A 14,186-nucleotide genomic window follows, 5' to 3' on the forward strand; every position below is an offset into this window, starting at 1 on the left:
TTTCAGCCCTGGGCGGCCCGGCGGAAGGGCGATGGGTCCCAGTCGCAGGCAAAGCCGTCGCCATCCGGGTCCATCCCCAAGCGGTCCTTTTCAGGGCCACCGGCGGAGAGAAAGGCGATCTGCGCCTGATCGGCATGACCATATTCGGCACAGGCCCGTTCATATTTGCGCGCCTTGTTAAAGCCGATGCGGCTATAGAGTTTCTGTCCGACGGACTGCGTTGTCTGCAGCGCATAGGCCACGATATTGGGGCCACTGTCGCGCCGCTCGGGCAGGGCTTCGGGCCGTACGACCTGATATTGCGCGCGGTTCGCGGCGACACGGGCGGCGTCATCCTCAATGCTGCGCTGGTCCGAGACGGCGTCGAAGTTGTTCTCATTCGAGATGCCGACGGAATTGACCACCGCAGGGGCCGGGTTCGACGGGCTGGCGTTTATGAGCGCGCCGCCGGGGCGGGTGGCGGCAAGCACGCGGGCGGTCTCAGCCGCGGTGGCTTCGGGGGAGCCCGCTTCGGGGGCCGGGGTCGCGGTCGGCGTGGAAGCGGCGATGGCGCTGTCGATATTGCTGCCCGCCAGCGCCGCATCGCGGGCGCGTTGCTCGGCCTCGAAATCGCCATCGCCAAAGCCCACGCCGCGCCCGGAGTCGGGAATGGCCGGTTGGCAGGCCGCCAGAAGACCGCCCGCCGTGATCGCTAGAAGTGTCCGTGTGATCATCTGATCCGCTCTTGCCTAATGACTAACGTCCGCGGGTTTACCACCATTTCTCAGGCTTGGCCACAAAACCGGCGGCCCGTTCCAGCGCATAGGCGGAGGACAGCAGGTCTGCCTCTTCCCATGGCCGCCCGATCAGCTGCAGCCCGAGCGGCAGACCCGTCGCGCTTTGACCCGTGGGCAGGGCGACACCGGGCAGACCGGCGAGGTTCACGGTCACGGTGAAGACGTCGTTGAGATACATCGCCACCGGGTCTGCGTCCTTCATCTCACCCAGACCGAAGGCCGCCGAGGGGGTGGCCGGGGTCAGGATGCTGTCGATGCCCTGGGCAAAGACGTCTTCGAAGTCTTTCTTGATCAGGGTGCGGACCTTGCGGGCGCGGTTGTAATAGGCGTCGTAGAAACCGGCCGAAAGCACATAGGTGCCGACCATCACGCGGCGCTGCACCTCATGGCCGAAACCTTCGGCGCGGGTCTTCTCGTACATCTCGGTGATGCCGTCGCCGTGGTCGAGCTTGGCGCGGTGGCCAAAGCGCACGCCGTCATAGCGGGCGAGGTTCGAGGACGCCTCGGCGGGGGCGATGACGTAATAGGCGGGCAGGGCGTATTTCGTATGCGGCAGTGAGATGTCGACGATCTCGGCGCCCGCGTCCTTCATCATGGCGATGCCGTCTTGCCAGAGCTTTTCGATCTCGGCGGGCATGCCCTCCATGCGGTATTCGCGCGGGATGCCGATTTTCTTGCCGCGGATGTCGCCGGTCAGCGCCGCTTCGAAATCCGGCACCGCGAGATCGGCGCTGGTGCTGTCCTTGGCGTCATGGCCGCACATGGCCTCCAACATGATCGCCGCGTCGCGCACGGTCTTGGTCATCGGCCCGGCTTGGTCGAGCGAGGAGGCGAAGGCGACGATGCCCCAGCGGGAGCAGCGGCCATAGGTCGGCTTGATCCCTACGGTGCCGGTGAAAGCCGCAGGCTGGCGGATCGAGCCGCCGGTGTCGGTGCCGGTCGCGGCGAGGCAGAGGTCAGCCGCCACGGCGGCGGCGGAGCCACCCGAGGAGCCGCCCGGTGTCAGTTCCGCTGTGTCACCCTCGCGACGCCAGGGGTTCACCGCATTGCCATAGACGGAGGTCTCGTTCGACGAGCCCATGGCAAATTCATCCATGTTGAGCTTGCCCAGCATCACAGCACCACTGTCTTTCAGCTTTTGGCTGACGGTGCTTTCATACTCGGGCAGAAAGCCTTCGAGGATACGGCTGCCGGCTTGGCTCGGCACGCCTTTGGTGCAGAAGAGGTCTTTGATGCCGATGGGCAGGCCGCACATGGCGGGGGCGTCGCCTTGCTTGATCCGCGCGTCTGCGGCGCTGGCCTGTTCCATCGCGATCTCGGGCGTGCGGTGCACAAAGGCATTGAGCGCGCCGGCGCCGTCGATGGCCTTGAGGCAGGCTTCGGTCAGGTCGCGGGATGTGGTTTCACCCTTGCGCAGGGCATCGCGGGCCTCGGCGAGGCCGAGTTTGTTCAGATCACTCATTATTCCACCACCTTCGGCACGGCAAAGAACCCTTCACGGGCATCGGGCGCATTGGCCAAGACGCGGTCCTGCTGGTCACCATCGGTGACCACATCCTCGCGCCGTTTCAGCCGTTGCGGGGTGACAGAGGTCATCGGCTCCACGCCCTCGACATCCACTTCGCCCAGCTGTTCGATAAAGCCGAGGATATTGTTGAACTCTTCCGCCAGCGCCGGAAGCGCATCGGGTTCGACCTTGATCCGGGCCAGTTTCGCCACGCGTGCGGCGGTGTTTTCGTCGATCGACATGAACATCTCCATCTCTTTGTTGGTCCTCTACCGCTCCGGGGCGGGCCTCGCAAGGGTTTGGGGGCGGTTTGGAAGGGGAGGGCCAGCGCCTGACCGCGGGTTGGCGATCCCCGGTGGCCTCGTGCCACTTTATGCCTCAGCCAAGATGTGTGTTCGAGAGGTCGCACCCAGCCTCGCCAAATCGCCTACCCGTCCGGGCGGGCAGGCGATGGCCCGGCGCCTTCGGCTTGATTCCGGGCCAGCTGGTTTCAAAGACGTTGCGATTGAGGCTGTGGCCAAGGGAGCAATCTCATCATTAGGCATCGTCGTCTGATCGCCGCGCCAAAGGTGCGTCATGATTGACGGCCCGCCTGCGCCGTCACGGTCGACGGCCCGGCGCCTACGGCTCGATTCCGGGCCGGAGTGGCAGAGGGAACCGTCTTCTTGATTCCGTCGCAAGGACGCGCAAGTCTACGGCAAGCAACAACCTCAGGAGGCCCCCATGAACATCATCTGGCTCGGCCACGGCTCATTCCGCATCGAGATCGAAGATCAGGTCCTGCTCATCGACCCCTGGCTCAACGGCAACCCGATGCTGGGCGAAGACCAGCATGCCGAGGCCATAAAGGGCGCCACGCAGATCCTCGTTACCCATGGCCATTTCGACCACACCCAGGACATCGCCGATATCGCCAGCCGCACCAATGCGCCGGTCGCGGGCATGTATGAGCTGATGGCCTGGTTCGAGGGGCGGGGCGTCGAGAATTGCACCGGTTTCAACAAGGGCGGCACGATCCGCGCGGGCAATGTCGCGGTGACCATGGTCCCGGCCTCGCATTCCTCATCGGTGGATGGCGAGAACGGGCCGATCTACACCGGGATGGAGACCGGTTTCATGATCTCGGGCGAAGACCACACGATCTACCACTCCGGCGACACGGCGATCATGGCGGATATGGATTGGATGGGCGATTATCACAAACCCGACATCGGCATCCTCTCGGCGGGCGGGCATTTCACCATGGATATGGCGCAGGCCGCCTATGCCGCGAAACGCTACTTTGATTTCAAGACCGTCATCCCCTGCCACTACCGCACCTTTGACCTATTGGAGCAATCGGCAGAGGCGCTGGCCGAGGGGCTGCCCGGTGTCGATGTGGTCGAGCCGCAGGTGATGCAGCCGATCAAGCTCTGACCGGCCACGCCGCAAGCCCCGCTGTCCGGCAAAGACATCGGGGGGCGGCTTCATTCAGGAACGGGGGCGGGAGATAAAAAAGACGGCGCCGCCAGATCGGATGTGCAAAGCAGGTTTCCCTGCACCTCAAAGCGCATTGACGTGACCCCTATGGGGCCTTTCATCCTATGGTCTGCCAGAAGGGTGGAAAGCCCTTTGGCGCAATCGCGATTGCCGAGCGTTCTACGCCCCTGCGCTTACCAAGGGCTGACCGCAGCGTGCGCAGACGCCGCAACGCTGTTGCCTTGCGCCGCCATAGCCGTGATACATAAGGCCAACCTGCTGGGGGAAATACCATGTCTGCCAAAGTAAGTGCCGCCATCCTGATCCTGCTGACCACCGCCTGCGTGCCGATGCAGCAGGCGCAGCCGACGGGGAGCGTCGGCTTTACCGGGCTCGGCGGGGACCGTCCGGTGATCTATCCGGTCGACCCTCTGATCTGGCAGCCAAACTGACCGACGCCCCGCGCCATGCCCAAAGAAGGTCACTACATCAACCGCAGCAACTGGCTGCGCGCCGCCGTCTTGGGGGCGAATGATGGCATCGTGTCCTCGGCCAGCCTGTTGGTCGGGGTCAGTGCGGCGGGCATGACCCATGACAATGTGGTGCTGACCGGGCTTGCCGGTCTCACCGCCGGCGCGCTGTCGATGGCGGCGGGGGAATATGTCTCGGTCTCGGCCCAGGCGGATGTGGAACAGGCCGATCTGGAGCGCGAGCGTGTCGCGCTGATCGAGGACCCGGATTATGAGCTCAGCGAATTGGCCGAAGGGCTGGAGAATCGGGGGGTCGAAAGTGACCTCGCGCTCGAAGTCGCCGCCCAGATGACCGATCACGACGCTCTGGGCGCCCATGCGCGGGAAGAGCTGGGGATGTTCGGCCTTGCCGGGCAGGCCGACCCTTTGCAAGCCGCGGGCGCATCCGCGGCAGCTTTCGCATTGGGCGGCGGGCTGCCGCTCTTGGCGGCGATCCTTGCGCCGCAGGGGCTGCGCGGCGGGGTGGTGGCGCTTGTGGCCGGGCTGGCGCTGGTGCTGCTCGGGGCCGGCGGCGCCGGGCTGGGCGGCGCGCCGCTCTGGCCTGCGGTGCGGCGGGTGGTGTTCTGGGGCGGGCTGGCCATGGGTGTGACCGCCGCCGTCGGCCAGATCTTTGGCGCCGCGGGCTAACAGGCCACGGGCCGCCCATGAAAAAGGGCCGGTCCCTTTCGGAACCGGCCCCTGTGTTTTCTACCGCCGTAAGGCTTATTCGCGATTGCCGAAGAGCGACAGCAGCATCATGAACATGTTGATGAAGTCCAGATAGAGGCTGAGCGCGCCCATGATCGCGGACTTGCCAAGCCATTCGGTGTCGCCGTGATGCGCATGGGCCAGATATTCGGTCTTGATCTTCTGCGTGTCATAGGCGGTCAGCCCGGCAAAGATCAGAACACCAATCGCAGAGATCGCAAACATCAAGGCCGAGGAGGCGAGGAAGATGTTCACAATCGACGCCACGATCAGGCCGATCACACCCATGATCAGGAAGCTACCCCAGCCGGAGATGTCCTTCTTGGTGGTGTAGCCCCAGAGCGACAGGCCCGCGAAGGCGATCGAGGTGATCAGGAAGACCTGCGCGATGGAATAGCCGGTGAACACCAGGAAGATCGAGCTGATCGAAATGCCCATCACGGCGGCGAAGACATAGAACACCGTCTGCGCCGTGGCGGCAGACATTTTGTTGATCATCGCGCTAAAGCCGAAAACAAAGGCCAAGGGCGCGAACATCACGACCCATTTCAGCGGCGAGGCATAGAGCGCATAGCCAAGCTGCGTGAGGTATTTATCCTGGCTCAACTGTGCCACGGCAGCGGATGGGTCCGTGGTGACCGACAGGCCCGAAATGGCCCAAGCGGCGGCAAAGGTGATGAGCATGCCGATCGACATGGTGCCATACACCTTGTTCATATGCGCGCGCAGACCCTCATCGATCGCGGAGGCGCGCGACCCGGTGGTTGAGCGAATTGTATTGACGTCAGCCATTTAGTGACTCCCATTGGCAAAGTTGCGTGCCGATAGCGCAGCGGCACGTTGTTGCGTCGAATATCGGGTCTGAAGGCTTGGAATTCAAGTCTCTTGACCGCTGATCATGGGCGCTTTTTTAGGCTGATTTTCGGCGCCAAACGGGGGCTGCGGCGCGGTTATCCCGCCGATTTGAGCGGCTACAGAAAATCCTTGACAGACCATCGGGCGGGGGAGGCAGCCGCTTCGGCGTCATATCGGCGGTTTTTTTCCTATCGCCCTGCCGCCCCCGCACGTCCGTTTCCGCCCGCTTTACTTGCTGTCTGGCGCTTTGGCGCTGCTCCGGGCAGCCCGTCTCAAGCATCGCCAAGAACTCTTTGATATACGGCGGATTCATCTTCGGGTTGCTCTCCCACGACGCGAATGAAATGCAGGGCCAAGCTGTTGCAGGAGCGTCTCTCGCGGCCTACGCGGCGGGCGGTTCTGCCTGTGGTTGCCGGGGGACAGGGGCCGTCGTGGATCACAGTTGCGCGAAATGACTTTGAAGAATGCCGTGCAACCGGTATGTTTGTTATGCGGTCCTTGGTTCAACCTCTGCGGTACCGCGGCACAGTGGGGCGAACGGTTATTTCGCCGTTAAACAGGGGGCGGCACAGGATGGGTGCCTTCAACAAGGAGTAGCAAGATGGTTCATGTGGTGGATGTGCATGTTGGCAAGCGTATTCGACAGCGCCGCTGGCTCACGGGGATGACCCAGCAAAAGCTGGCAGAGATGGTGGGCATCAAGTTCCAGCAGATACAGAAATATGAGACCGGCGCGAACCGCGTCAGTGCCTCGCGGCTTTGGGATATCGCGGACGCGCTTGGCGTGCCGGTGTCGTTCTTTTTCGAAGGGCTGAAGGAAGACGGTAGCGAAGCCGCCTCGGAAGAGGGGCTGCCGACCGATTTGATGGGCGATAAAGAGGCGATGGAACTGGTGCGGTCCTATTACGCGATCCCCGAAAACCAGCGGCGGCGCCTGTTTGAACTGGCGCGTGTGCTGAGCGACGTGGCTTGATCGCGGCTTTGGTTTGCCTTCAAGGGGCTACGGGCCGTTCCGGCGCGGAAACGCGGTGGCATTTGCGGGCTAAGGCTTGCGCAGCGACCTGCAAACTGCCAAGCCTTTGATATGGTGAACACGACTGATTTTGACCCCGATATCCGCCGCGTGGCGCATTTGATGGCGGATGCGGCGCGGGCTGTGATCTTGCCCTATTTTCGCGCGCTTGATCTGATTGCTGACAACAAGCTCGGCGCCGGTTTCGATCCGGTGACAGAGGCCGACCGCGCCGCCGAACGCGCCATGCGCGAGGTGCTGGCCCGCGAGCGGCCTGCCGATGGCATCTTGGGGGAGGAATATGGCGCGCAGCCGGGGGTGTCAGGGCTGACATGGGTGTTGGACCCGATCGACGGCACCCGCGGTTTTCTGAGCGGCACGCCCACCTGGGGTGTGCTCATTGCGGTCAGCGATGTGTCGGGGCCGTTTTATGGCCTCATCGACCAGCCCTATATCGGGGAACGTTTCGAAGGCGCGCCGGATGGGGCCACGATGACCGGCCCGCAGGGGTCGCGCCCTCTGGCCACACGTACGCCACGCGACCTGCGGCAAGCCATTGTTTTCACGACTTTTCCCGAGGTTGGAAATGCCGAGGAAGCCGCCGCCTTTCGGGCCGTGGCGTCGCAGGCTTTGCTGACCCGCTACGGGATGGATTGCTACGCCTATGCTCTGGTCGCGGCGGGGCAGGTCGATCTGGTGATTGAAGCGGGGCTCAACGCCTATGACATTCAGGCCCCGATCGCGGTGGTGCAGGCCGCAGGCGGGATCGTGACCGACTGGCAGGGCAACCCGGTGCATGAAGGCGGCTGCGCCGTGGCGGCGGCCAATGCAGAGATTCACGCGCAGGCTTTGGCGCTCCTCTCGCGGAGGTAAGCCGCCCGCGTTGACGGAAGCCGCCGCCTGTCGTTATAGACAGGGCAGGCCGGTTCTCATGCCCGTTTTCCACCGGCCCCACATTCTTCATGAGACGGGCAGGTGAAGAGTGTGTGACCTATGGCCGAAATCCTCATCCGCGCGGCGGACCATCTTGTAACCATGGACGACGACCGCCGCGAGCTTGCCGGCGCTGACCTGCTGCTGCGCGACGGGGTGATTGTCGAGATCGGGGCGGGCTTGCAGAGCACCGGCGCGGTGGTCGAGGCCAAAGGCTGCGTCGTGACCCCGGGCTTGGTCAACACCCACCACCATCTCTACCAAAGCATGACCCGCGCGGTGCCCGGCGCACAGGACGCGCTGCTTTTTGGCTGGTTGCAACGGCTCTATCCGATCTGGGCGCGCATGGGGCCGGAGCATATGTTCGTCTCGGCGCAGATCGGGCTGGCGGAACTGGCGCTGTCGGGCTGTAGCCTGAGTTCGGACCATCTTTATCTCTATCCCAACGGCGTGCGGCTCGAAGATACGATCCACGCGGCTGCCGAATTGGGGCTGCGGTTTCACCCCACCCGGGGCGCGATGAGCATTGGCGAAAGCGATGGCGGCTTGCCGCCCGATCTGCTGGTCGAGCGAGAGGCGGCGATTCTGGAGGACAGTATCCGCGTGGTCGATGCCTTCCACGATCCCGCCGAAGGCGCGATGTGCCGGGTCGGCCTCGCGCCCTGTTCGCCGTTTTCCGTAGGCCGCGAGCTGATGCGCGACACCGCGCTGCTGGCCCGCGACAAGGGGGTGATGCTGCACACCCATCTGGCCGAGAATGCCGAGGATGTGGCCTATTCGCTTGCGACATTCGGTTGCCGTCCGGGGCAATATGCCGAAGATCTGGGCTGGCTCGGCGATGATGTGTGGCATGCGCATTGCGTGGAGCTTGATGCGGGGGAGATCGATCTTTTCGCCCGCAGCCGCACCGGGGTGGCGCATTGTCCCTGTTCGAATTGCCGTCTGGGCTCGGGCATCGCGCCGCTGCGGGCGATGCTGGATGCGGGGGTGCCGGTGGGGCTGGGGGTCGACGGTTCGGCCAGCAATGACAGCGGCAATCTGGCGGCAGAGGCGCGACAGGCGATGCTGCTTCAACGGGTGGCGCGCGGCGCCGATGCGATGAGCCCGCGCACAGCGCTGGAGCTGGCCACGCGGGGCGGGGCGGATGTGCTCGGGCGGCGCGATTGCGGGCGGCTGGCGGTCGGCAAACGCGCCGATGTGGCGATCTGGGATGTCTCGGGCGTCGCCAGCGCGGGCAGCTGGGACCCGGCTGCGCTGCTTCTTGCTGGCCCGACCGCGGTGCGCGACCTTTTTGTTGAGGGCCGGCAGGTGGTGCGCGATGGTCAGGTCATGACGATTGATCTGGCCGCACAGGTGGCGCGGCAGAATGAACTGGCAAGGGGGCTGGCTGAATGAAACAGGTTTCCGGGGCGATACTCGCGCTGGCGGCGCTGCCGGCTTTGGCCGATCCGATGGGGGTAGAGGCGGTCAATGCGCTGCGCGATGTGAAAGGGCTGGAGCCGCTGAGCTATAACAGCCAGTTGGAGCAGGCGGCAGAGGCCCATGCCCGCGATATGGCGCAACATGGGTATTTCGGTCACCAAGGGCGCGATGGCGCGACCGTGGGGGACCGGGTGACGGCGGCGGGGTATAAATGGTGCTTTGTGGCCGAGAATGTCGCCAAGGGGCAGCGGTCTTTGGAGGCGGTGATGACGGGCTGGACCAATTCACCGGGGCATTATCGCAATATGGTCGAGACCCGCGCCCGGGAGATGGGGCTGGCGCGGGCAGGGGATGATGTGTGGGTAATGGTCCTGGCCGCGCCCTGTTGAGGCGACGCGGCCTCGCCACCGCCCGTGGTTATTGGGTCTGACCGACACGTTTTCCCGCGACCCAGACATCCTTCACCGCCCGATCATCGCCCATCATGATCGTTGCAAAAAGGCTCTCCCAGATATCCTTCGCCGCGTCATGCCGCTGCGCAATCGCGGGGGTGGAGTCGAGCGACAGCACGGTGATATCCGCCTCCATCCCCGCGGCCAGCCTGCCCACCTGATCCTGCAGATGCAGCGCGCGGGCCGAGCCTGCGGTGCCGAGCCAGATCAACTGCGCCGCGTGCAGCGGTGTCCCGCGCAGCTGGCCGACCTCATAGGCCGCCGCCATGGTCCGCAGCATCGAAAAGGACGAGCCGCCGCCGGTATCCGTGGCCAGCGCGAGGGGGATGTCGCGCTGCGCAAGCCCGGTCATGTCGAAGAGGCCCGAGCCGATGAAAGTGTTTGAGGTCGGGCAATGCACCAGCGCGCCGCCGACTTCCGCCAGCCGGTCAATCTCGCGCGGCTCAAGGTGGATGGCATGGCCGTAGAGACCGCGTTCGCCCAGAAGCCCATGCGCCTCATAGGTGTCGAGGTAGTCGCGGGCCTCGGGGTAGAGCTCCCGCACCCATGCGATCTCATCGGTCTGCTCGCTGAGATGGGTCTGCATCAGACAGCCTGGATGTTCCGCCCAAAGCGCGCCGAGCGCCGAAAGCTGCTCGGGCGTCGAGGTGGGCGAGAAACGCGGCGTGATCGCATAGCTCGCACGTCCCTTGCCGTGCCACCGCGCGATCAGCGCTTTGCTGTCGTCATAGGCCGATTGCGCCGTGTCGCGCAGACCGTCGGGGGCGTTGCGGTCCATACAGGTCTTGCCCGCCACGATGCGCTGGCCCCGATCCGCCGCCGCCTGGAACAGCGCATCGGCGCTATGCGGGTGGATCGTACAATAGGAGGCGGCGGTGGTGGTGCCATGGGCCAGTGTCAGGTCGAGATAACGCGAAGCGATCTCTTCGGCATAGGCCGGGTCCGACAGGCGCATCTCTTCGGGGAACGTATAGCTGTTCAGCCAGTCAATCAGCCGTTTGCCCCAAGAGGCGATGATCGCGGTCTGCGGGTAATGCACATGGGCATCAACGAAACCCGGGCAGATCAGCGCATCGGTGTAGCTTGTCACCTCGGCCTGCGGATGGGCGGCACGCAGGGTCTCGGCATCGCCCACGGCGGCGATATGGCCATTTTCGATCAGCACCCCGCCATTGGTGTCGATCTGAACGGCATCTTCCCAGGCGGTCTGCATCGGGTTGCCGGAATAGGTGAGCGTCGCGCCCAAAAGGAGTCGTTGATTTGTCATGCCAATGGTTTAGGTGACGCCGGGACGGGGAACAATAGCGAAGCGGCCCGGGCGGCATTGTGCGAGACAGGGCGCTTGCCTATTGTCGGCCCCACGACCACCACAGGCAGGAGACGGCTGGATGTCAGAGCAGATCGAAGAACTGGATCCGACAGCCGCCCCCGAGGATCGGGCCGAGGCCTATATGCTTGATCGCAAGGCGGTGGCCGCGATCCTTGAGACGGTGCATGCCGGGGATCAGGCGCATCTGACCCAGTTGATGGAGCCGCTGCATGCGGCGGATATCGCGGACCTTTTGGAGCAGATTGACGAGGCCGACCGGGCGGCGCTGATCCGGCTTTACGGGCAGGAGTTTGACGGCGAGATCCTGTCGGAACTCGACGAGTCGATCCGCGAGGAAGTGATCTCGATCCTGACGCCGCAGGTGTTGACCCAGGCGGTGCGCGAGCTTGACAGCGACGATGTGGTCGATCTGATCGAGGATCTGGAGGACGACCAGCAGGAAACCATCCTCGACGCGCTGGAGGAAACCGACCGGGTTGCCGTCGAACAGGCGCTGAACTGGCCGGAGTATTCCGCAGGCCGGATGATGCAGCGCGAAGTGGTCATGGCGCCGGAGCATTGGACGGTGGGCCAGGCCATCGACCACCTGCGCGCCACAAAGGAAGAAGACCTGCCGGATCAGTTTTACCACATCGTCATGGTCGACCCGCGGCTGCGGCCGCTGGGCAATGTCACGCTGGGCAAGCTGATGCGCTCGCGCCGCGAGACCCGGCTGGCGGATATTCTGGAGGAAACCTTTCAGATCATCCCCGCGACGCGGGCCGAGGCCGATGTCGCCTATGCTTTCAACCAATACCATCTGATCTCGGCCCCCGTGGTGGACGAGGAAGGGCGGCTTATTGGGGTGATCACCATCGATGACGCGATGGCGGTGCTGGACGAAGAACATGAGGAAGACATTCTGCGTCTGGCCGGTGTGGGCGAGGGGTCACTGTCGGACCGGGTGTCGGAGACCACGAAACAGCGGCTGCCCTGGTTGGCGGTGAACCTTGTGACGGCGATTGCGGCCTCCATGGTGATCTCTCAGTTCGAGGCGGCGATTGCGCAGATCGTGGCGCTGGCGGTGCTGATGCCGATCGTGGCCTCGATGGGGGGCAATGCCGGGACGCAGAGCCTTACGGTGGCGGTGCGGGCGATTGCGACCAAGGATTTGACCGGCTCCAACGTCTGGCGGGTGATCCGCCGCGAATGTCTGGTGGGGCTGGTCAACGGGCTGATCTTTGCCCTGATCATGGGGATCGTCGGGGTGGTCTGGTTTGGCTCGCCGGCGCTTGGATATGTCATTGCCGCCGCCATGGTGATCAACCTTGTGGTGGCCGGGCTTGCGGGGACGGGGATCCCGATCTTGCTGGAGCGGATCGGGGTCGACCCGGCGCTGGCCTCGGGGGCCTTTGTGACGACGGTGACGGATGTGGTGGGTTTCTTTGCCTTCCTCGGTCTTGCCGCCTGGGTGCTCTTGTGAGCGCCGCGGCGGGCGGCAAGGCGGCGGCGCGCGCGGCGGCTTTCGCCCGGCGCAAGCCATTGTTTGAACAGGCGACGCCGGCGCAGGCGGGGTACCTCTCGGAAGTGCTGGCGGGCTACCGCGGGGTGCCGCTTTCGGGCTTCATGCCGATCCGGACCGAGATTGATCCGCGCCCGGCGATGGCCGAGGCCTCGGCGCATGGGCCGGTCGGCGTGCCGGTGATCACCCGGCCCAACCACCCGCTGTCCTTTTCGCGCTGGACGCCGGAGACGCCGATGGTGGCGGGGACATTTGGCGCGATGATCCCGGAGCATAATGATTTTTTCGAGCCGGAGATCGTGATCCTGCCGCTTTTGGCGTTCAACCGCAGGGGTGCGCGGCTGGGCTATGGCGGGGGCTTCTATGACCGAACGCTGGCGATGCTGCGCGCCCGGCGGGCAACCATGGCCATCGGTTTCGCCTTTGCCGGGCAGGAATGGGATGACATTCCGCTGGAAGCGACCGATGAGCCATTGGATTTGATCGTGACCGAGGCCGGGGTGATCGAAGTGGGAACATCGGTCTGATCTGCGGGCCGCCGCGCGGTCAGGTGGAATAAGACTTGCTGCGGCGGGCTCGGCGTCCTAACCCATAGCCCATGAAAATTCTATTCCTTGGCGATGTGATGGGCCGGGCCGGACGGCGGGCGATCACAGAAAATCTCACCCGGCTGCGGCGCGACTGGAAGCTCGATTTCATTGTGGTGAATGGCGAGAATGCCACCGGCGGCATGGGCCTGTCGGGGGCGCATGCAAAGACCCTGCTGGAGGCCGGGGCGGATTGTCTGACCCTGGGCGATCATGCCTTTGACCAAAAGGACATGCTGAGCTTTATCGAGCAGGAACCGCGGGTGATCCGGCCGCTGAACTTTTCCAAATCCGCCCCGGGCAGGGGCGCGCGGCTGTTCACGGCGCAGAACGGCAAGAAGGTTCTGGTGACCCAGGCGCTTGGGCAGGTCTTTATGAAACGGCCCTTTGATGATCCTTTCTCGGCGCTTGAGCCGGTGTTGAAGGCGCATCCGCTGGGCGGGTTGGCGCAGGCGATCATCGTCGACATGCATTGCGAGGCGACGAGCGAGAAAATGGCCATGGGCCATTGGTGCGACGGGCGGGCGAGCCTTGTGGTCGGCACCCATACCCATGTGCCGACGGCGGATGCGATGCTGCTGCCGGGCGGCACCGGCTATCTGACCGATGCGGGCATGTGTGGCGATTATCATTCGGTGATCGGCATGGAGAAGACCGAGCCGCTGCGGCGTTTCATCACCGGCATGCCAAAGGAGCGTTTCACCCCCGCCAATGGCGAAGCGACCCTGTCGGGGGTCTATATCGAGACCGATGACCGCAGCGGGCGTGCCACGCGGATTGTGCCGGTGCGCGACGGGGGTGCTTTGCAGGCCAGCGCGCCCTGAAAACGGACCCTGGGGCGCGCCGCGTGATGCTTGCGCCATGCGCGGCAATCAGGGTAACTGGACAACGCGCCTTTGCCCGAACGACAGGTTCTTGATGGAATTCTTCAGCTTCTCTCCGATGGAGACGTCGGTGCTCACTTTGGTGGTCGTCGGCATGATGTTCGTGCTTTTCCTGCGCGAAGCCTTTCCGACCGAAGTGGTTGCCATCGCCGGGGCGGCCCTGTTGCTGGCGCTTGGTGTGCTGCCCTATGACGATGCGCTGGAGGTGCTGTCGAACCCCGCGCCCTGGACCATTGCGGCGATGTTTATCAT

At 64.3% G+C, this 14,186-nt stretch carries 15 protein-coding genes and 1 pseudogene; 11 read left to right on the forward strand and 5 right to left on the reverse strand.

Going from position 1 to position 14,186, the window contains the following annotated elements; genetic code table 11:
• Positions 1-2: 2 nt before the first annotated feature.
• Genes AB4M76_RS18200 through gatC form a run of 3 tightly spaced genes read right to left on the reverse strand, consistent with a single transcriptional unit; the run spans position 3 to position 2,525 of the window.
• Positions 3-713 carry a hypothetical protein gene (locus AB4M76_RS18200; protein ID WP_368443477.1) on the reverse strand — a complete coding sequence of 237 codons (711 nt, stop codon included), beginning with the start codon at positions 711-713 and terminating at the stop codon, positions 3-5.
• Between the two features lie 37 nt (positions 714-750).
• Positions 751-2,238 carry an Asp-tRNA(Asn)/Glu-tRNA(Gln) amidotransferase subunit GatA gene (gene gatA, locus AB4M76_RS18205; RefSeq protein WP_368443479.1) on the reverse strand — a complete coding sequence of 496 codons (1,488 nt, stop codon included), beginning with the start codon at positions 2,236-2,238 and terminating at the stop codon, positions 751-753.
• Positions 2,238-2,525, reverse strand: a complete 288-nt coding sequence (gene gatC / locus AB4M76_RS18210) for an Asp-tRNA(Asn)/Glu-tRNA(Gln) amidotransferase subunit GatC (protein WP_368443481.1) — start codon at positions 2,523-2,525, stop codon at positions 2,238-2,240. Before gatC ends, gatA begins: the two co-directional genes overlap by 1 nt.
• 481 nt (positions 2,526-3,006) lie before the next feature.
• Between gatC and AB4M76_RS18215 the strand changes: the two genes are divergently transcribed.
• From AB4M76_RS18215 to AB4M76_RS18225, 3 genes are all read left to right on the forward strand, one after another.
• The gene (locus AB4M76_RS18215) at positions 3,007-3,699 is read left to right on the forward strand and encodes a metal-dependent hydrolase (RefSeq protein ID WP_368443483.1); all 693 of its coding nucleotides are present in this window, start codon (positions 3,007-3,009) and stop codon (positions 3,697-3,699) included.
• A 335-nt stretch (positions 3,700-4,034) separates the two neighbouring features.
• Positions 4,035-4,193 (forward strand): hypothetical protein, encoded by a 159-nt coding sequence (locus AB4M76_RS18220; RefSeq protein WP_368443485.1) that lies wholly within the window; start codon positions 4,035-4,037, stop codon positions 4,191-4,193.
• A 15-nt stretch (positions 4,194-4,208) separates the two neighbouring features.
• Positions 4,209-4,898, forward strand: a complete 690-nt coding sequence (locus tag AB4M76_RS18225; RefSeq protein WP_368443487.1) for a VIT family protein — start codon at positions 4,209-4,211, stop codon at positions 4,896-4,898.
• Between the two features lie 75 nt (positions 4,899-4,973).
• Here AB4M76_RS18225 and AB4M76_RS18230 read toward each other — a convergent pair whose 3' ends face one another.
• A complete protein-coding gene (locus tag AB4M76_RS18230; protein ID WP_368443489.1) occupies positions 4,974-5,750 on the reverse strand; it encodes a Bax inhibitor-1 family protein in 777 nt (258 codons plus the stop codon).
• Between the two features lie 664 nt (positions 5,751-6,414).
• On the opposite strand from AB4M76_RS18230, the gene AB4M76_RS18235 reads away from it, so the two are divergent.
• The 4 genes from AB4M76_RS18235 to AB4M76_RS18250 all read left to right on the forward strand — a co-directional run bounded on the left by AB4M76_RS18235 (position 6,415) and on the right by AB4M76_RS18250 (position 9,569).
• On the forward strand, positions 6,415-6,786 hold the full coding sequence (locus AB4M76_RS18235; RefSeq protein WP_368443491.1) for a helix-turn-helix domain-containing protein: 372 nt from the start codon (positions 6,415-6,417) through the stop codon (positions 6,784-6,786).
• Positions 6,787-6,897: 111 nt separating this feature from the next.
• A complete protein-coding gene (gene hisN / locus AB4M76_RS18240; RefSeq protein ID WP_368443493.1) occupies positions 6,898-7,698 on the forward strand; it encodes a histidinol-phosphatase in 801 nt (266 codons plus the stop codon).
• Positions 7,699-7,818: 120 nt separating this feature from the next.
• Entirely contained in the window at positions 7,819-9,153 is a 1,335-nt protein-coding gene (locus tag AB4M76_RS18245) for an 8-oxoguanine deaminase (RefSeq protein ID WP_368443495.1), read from the forward strand.
• Positions 9,150-9,569, forward strand: coding sequence for a CAP domain-containing protein (locus tag AB4M76_RS18250; protein WP_368443497.1), 420 nt, complete (start codon positions 9,150-9,152; stop codon positions 9,567-9,569). Before AB4M76_RS18245 ends, AB4M76_RS18250 begins: the two co-directional genes overlap by 4 nt.
• 28 nt (positions 9,570-9,597) lie before the next feature.
• On the opposite strand, the gene guaD is transcribed toward AB4M76_RS18250, so the two are convergent.
• Positions 9,598-10,899 carry a guanine deaminase gene (guaD, locus tag AB4M76_RS18255; RefSeq protein WP_368443499.1) on the reverse strand — a complete coding sequence of 434 codons (1,302 nt, stop codon included), beginning with the start codon at positions 10,897-10,899 and terminating at the stop codon, positions 9,598-9,600.
• Between the two features lie 121 nt (positions 10,900-11,020).
• Between guaD and mgtE the strand changes: the two genes are divergently transcribed.
• The 4 genes and pseudogenes from mgtE to AB4M76_RS18275 form a co-directional block, all read left to right on the forward strand.
• Positions 11,021-12,424, forward strand: coding sequence for a magnesium transporter (gene mgtE, locus AB4M76_RS18260; protein WP_368443501.1), 1,404 nt, complete (start codon positions 11,021-11,023; stop codon positions 12,422-12,424).
• On the forward strand, positions 12,421-12,990 hold the full coding sequence (locus AB4M76_RS18265) for a 5-formyltetrahydrofolate cyclo-ligase (protein WP_368443503.1): 570 nt from the start codon (positions 12,421-12,423) through the stop codon (positions 12,988-12,990). The genes mgtE and AB4M76_RS18265 overlap by 4 nt, the downstream gene beginning before the upstream one ends.
• 71 nt (positions 12,991-13,061) lie before the next feature.
• Positions 13,062-13,874, forward strand: coding sequence for a TIGR00282 family metallophosphoesterase (locus AB4M76_RS18270; RefSeq protein ID WP_368443505.1), 813 nt, complete (start codon positions 13,062-13,064; stop codon positions 13,872-13,874).
• A gap of 94 nt (positions 13,875-13,968) precedes the next feature.
• A pseudogene (locus AB4M76_RS18275) lies at positions 13,969-14,186 on the forward strand (SLC13 family permease); the annotation flags it as partial.

The sequence above is a fragment of the Sulfitobacter sp. PS-8MA genome, assembly GCF_040933935.1.
Taxonomy (GTDB): domain Bacteria; phylum Pseudomonadota; class Alphaproteobacteria; order Rhodobacterales; family Rhodobacteraceae; genus Sulfitobacter.

Excerpts from the sequence above, each read along its gene's own strand:
- AB4M76_RS18200 (WP_368443477.1), bottom strand. The coding sequence starts at position 713 with ATGATCACACGGACACTTCTAGCGATCACGGCGGGCGGTCTTCTGGCG.
- gatA (WP_368443479.1), bottom strand. The coding sequence starts at position 2,238 with ATGAGTGATCTGAACAAACTCGGCCTCGCCGAGGCCCGCGATGCCCTG.
- gatC (WP_368443481.1), bottom strand. The coding sequence starts at position 2,525 with ATGTCGATCGACGAAAACACCGCCGCACGCGTGGCGAAACTGGCCCGG.
- AB4M76_RS18215 (WP_368443483.1), top strand. The coding sequence starts at position 3,007 with ATGAACATCATCTGGCTCGGCCACGGCTCATTCCGCATCGAGATCGAA.
- AB4M76_RS18220 (WP_368443485.1), top strand. The coding sequence starts at position 4,035 with ATGTCTGCCAAAGTAAGTGCCGCCATCCTGATCCTGCTGACCACCGCC.
- AB4M76_RS18225 (WP_368443487.1), top strand. The coding sequence starts at position 4,209 with ATGCCCAAAGAAGGTCACTACATCAACCGCAGCAACTGGCTGCGCGCC.
- AB4M76_RS18230 (WP_368443489.1), bottom strand. The coding sequence starts at position 5,750 with ATGGCTGACGTCAATACAATTCGCTCAACCACCGGGTCGCGCGCCTCC.
- AB4M76_RS18235 (WP_368443491.1), top strand. The coding sequence starts at position 6,415 with ATGGTTCATGTGGTGGATGTGCATGTTGGCAAGCGTATTCGACAGCGC.
- hisN (WP_368443493.1), top strand. The coding sequence starts at position 6,898 with ATGGTGAACACGACTGATTTTGACCCCGATATCCGCCGCGTGGCGCAT.
- AB4M76_RS18245 (WP_368443495.1), top strand. The coding sequence starts at position 7,819 with ATGGCCGAAATCCTCATCCGCGCGGCGGACCATCTTGTAACCATGGAC.
- AB4M76_RS18250 (WP_368443497.1), top strand. The coding sequence starts at position 9,150 with ATGAAACAGGTTTCCGGGGCGATACTCGCGCTGGCGGCGCTGCCGGCT.
- guaD (WP_368443499.1), bottom strand. The coding sequence starts at position 10,899 with ATGACAAATCAACGACTCCTTTTGGGCGCGACGCTCACCTATTCCGGC.
- mgtE (WP_368443501.1), top strand. The coding sequence starts at position 11,021 with ATGTCAGAGCAGATCGAAGAACTGGATCCGACAGCCGCCCCCGAGGAT.
- AB4M76_RS18270 (WP_368443505.1), top strand. The coding sequence starts at position 13,062 with ATGAAAATTCTATTCCTTGGCGATGTGATGGGCCGGGCCGGACGGCGG.